The 2,840-nt window shown below is 68.6% G+C and carries 2 protein-coding genes and 1 pseudogene; all 3 read right to left on the reverse strand.

Going from position 1 to position 2,840, the window contains the following annotated elements:
- Positions 1-577: pseudogene (locus tag FKV24_RS18725) on the reverse strand (DUF2867 domain-containing protein); the annotation flags it as partial.
- 26 nt (positions 578-603) lie between these two features.
- Entirely contained in the window at positions 604-948 is a 345-nt protein-coding gene (locus FKV24_RS18730) for a metalloregulator ArsR/SmtB family transcription factor (RefSeq protein WP_111266994.1), read from the reverse strand.
- A gap of 138 nt (positions 949-1,086) precedes the next feature.
- Positions 1,087-2,763, reverse strand: coding sequence for a urocanate hydratase (gene hutU / locus FKV24_RS18735; protein WP_141483472.1), 1,677 nt, complete (start codon positions 2,761-2,763; stop codon positions 1,087-1,089).
- Positions 2,764-2,840 lie beyond the last annotated feature (77 nt).

Below are 2,840 nucleotides of genomic sequence, written 5' to 3' on the forward strand. Positions count from 1 at the left end.
CGCCGTCCCCGGCGCGGACCTGGCGCTCCAGTTCCGGGGACAACCCGCCGCCAAGCTCGTTGCTGTGGCACGACAACGCCATCAACGCCGGATGCCCGGACGCGAGCGGAACGAAACGGTGCCAGGTGCCGCCGCCGAAGCGGACGGTGAACATCGCATCCGGCGGCACGTCGACGCACTCCAGCGCCTGCGCGAAGCCGTCCGGATCGGCCTCGATGCGCTCCTGCGAAGCGGTCGAGAAGCACAGCCGCGCGCCGCCGCTGCCGGCGACCGCGGTGAACATGCGATGGCCGGCATGGCGGTGGAACGGATGCCCGTGCTCGCCGACGACGAAGGAATACAGCGCGGTCGGGTCGCCGCGCGACAGGTCGGTGCCGCCGAGACGCGCCGACGGCTCGTCCAGCGCATCGACATGCCGCGGATGACGCGCCTGCATGGCGCTCACCGAGGCGATCAGCCGGTCGCCCTCGCCGATCGCCAGCTGTCCGATCAGGGTCACCTCGACCGGCAGTCCGCCGCTGCGGGAGGGCAGCGAGACCGACGGAAAGGTATCGATACGTCCCTGTGCGATGCCCATGCGCGATCTCCTCTCAGGCCTTCGAGTCACGCATCGGAAGCGCCGCCATCGGCGGGCCCACGCTTTGCCTGCGCGCGGGCGCGGCTCTCCCGCTTCAACGGTCGCGCGACCGGGCAGGCTTCGGTCATCCAGTCGAACAGCGTATTGGCCAGGCGTTCGCTCTGCTGGCGGAAGTAGACGAACTGGCCGCGCCGCTCGCGCACGATCAGGCCCGCCTCCTCCAGCACGCGCAGATGTCCGGACAGCGCCGGCTTGCTGAAATCGAAACGCTCGCCGATCTCGCCCGCGGTCATCTCGCCTTCGCTGAGATAGGCGAGGATCTTGCGGCGCGGGACCGAGGCCAGGGCCTCGAAGACACGATCGACGGACATGATGATGACAATAGTTAATTAATTTATTAACTGTTTACTCCGATTCCGGCGCGAGCGCAAGCCGCCCGGCCGACGGCGCACAAACGAAGACGGCCCGGAACATGCCGGGCCGTCCTGGAAACGCCGCGATGGCGGCGCTCAGGCCATCGGCAGCTGCAGCCCCTGCTCCTTCGCGCAGGCCTTGGCGATCTCGTAACCGGCATCGGCATGACGCATGACACCGGTGCCCGGGTCGTTCCACAGCACCCGCGCAATGCGCTTGTCGGCGGCCTCGCTGCCGTCGCAGACGATCACCACGCCGCTGTGCTGGCTGTAGCCCATGCCGACGCCGCCGCCGTGATGCAGCGACACCCAGGTCGCGCCGCCGGCTACATTGAGCATCGCGTTGAGCAGCGGCCAGTCGGACACCGCGTCCGAACCGTCCATCATCGCCTCGGTCTCGCGGTTGGGGCTGGCGACGCTGCCGCTGTCGAGGTGATCGCGACCGATCACCACCGGCGCCTTCAACTCGCCGTTGCGGACCATCTCGTTGAATGCCAGACCCAGCTTGTGGCGCAGGCCCAGGCCGACCCAGCAGATCCGTGCCGGCAGGCCCTGGAAGCTGATCCGCTCCCGCGCCATGTCCAGCCAGTTGTGCAGGTGGGTGTCGTCGGGGATCAGCTCCTTGACCTTGGCATCGGTCTTGTAGATGTCCTCCGGATCGCCCGACAGCGCGACCCAGCGGAACGGGCCGACGCCGCGGCAGAACAGCGGACGCACATAGGCTGGCACGAAACCGGGGAAGTCGAACGCGTTCTCGCAGCCCTCGTCCTTGGCCATCTGGCGGATGTTGTTGCCGTAGTCGAACACCGGGATGCCCATGTCCTCGAAATGCAGCATCGCCTCGACATGGACGCGCATCGACTTCTTGGCCGCGTCGCGCACGCGCACCGGGTCCTCCTTCTGCATCCGCTGCCACTGCTCGACGCTCCAGCCGACCGGCAGATAGCCGTGGACCGGGTCGTGCGCGCTGGTCTGGTCGGTGACCGCGTCCGGGCGCACGCCGCGCTCGACCATCCGCGGCAGGATCTCGGCGGCGTTGCCCAGCAGGGCGATCGACTTCGCTTCGCCGGCGGCGGTGTACTTCTCGATCCGCGCCAGCGCGTCGTCCAGGTCGCTGGCCTGCTCGTCGACGTAACGGGTGCGCAGGCGGAAGTCGATCCGGCTCTGCTGGCACTCGATGGTCAGACTGCAGGCGCCGGCCAGCGAGGCCGCCAGCGGCTGCGCGCCGCCCATGCCGCCCAATCCCGCGGTCAGGATCCACTTGCCCTTGAGGTCGCCGCCGTAGTGCTGGCGCCCCATCTCGACGAAGGTCTCGTAGGTGCCCTGCACGATGCCCTGGCTGCCGATGTAGATCCAGGACCCGGCGGTCATCTGGCCGTACATCATCAGGCCCTTGCGATCGAGCTCGTTGAAGTGCTCCCAGTTGGCCCAGGCCGGCACCAGGTTGGAGTTGGCGATCAGCACCCGCGGCGCATCCGGATGGGTCGGGAAGATGCCGACCGGCTTGCCCGACTGCACCAGCAGGGTCTGGTCGTCGTCGAGGTGCTTCAGCGACGCCAGGATCGCGTCGTAGCTGTCCCAATCGCGCGCGGCGCGGCCGATGCCGCCGTAGACGACCAGGTCCTCGGGCCGCTCGGCGACTTCCGGATCGAGGTTGTTCTGGATCATCCGGAACGGCGCCTCGGTCAGCCACGACTTGCAGCTCAACTCGCTGCCGCGCGGGGCGCGGATCGTGCGTGAAGGATCGTGACGGTTGCGGGCGCTCTGGCTCATGACGGACTCCGGTGATGTGGCCGCGTGGGCGGACCTGCGATGGACGCCATTATCGCGCCGCGCCGCCGCGCCGGGCC

The organism is Marilutibacter maris, assembly GCF_006546735.2.
GTDB lineage: Bacteria > Pseudomonadota > Gammaproteobacteria > Xanthomonadales > Xanthomonadaceae > Marilutibacter > Marilutibacter maris.

Coding starts and splice junctions, on each gene's coding strand:
- FKV24_RS18730 (WP_111266994.1), bottom strand. CDS start 948: ATGTCCGTCGATCGTGTCTTCGAGGCCCTGGCCTCGGTCCCGCGCCGC.
- hutU (WP_141483472.1), bottom strand. CDS start 2,763: ATGAGCCAGAGCGCCCGCAACCGTCACGATCCTTCACGCACGATCCGC.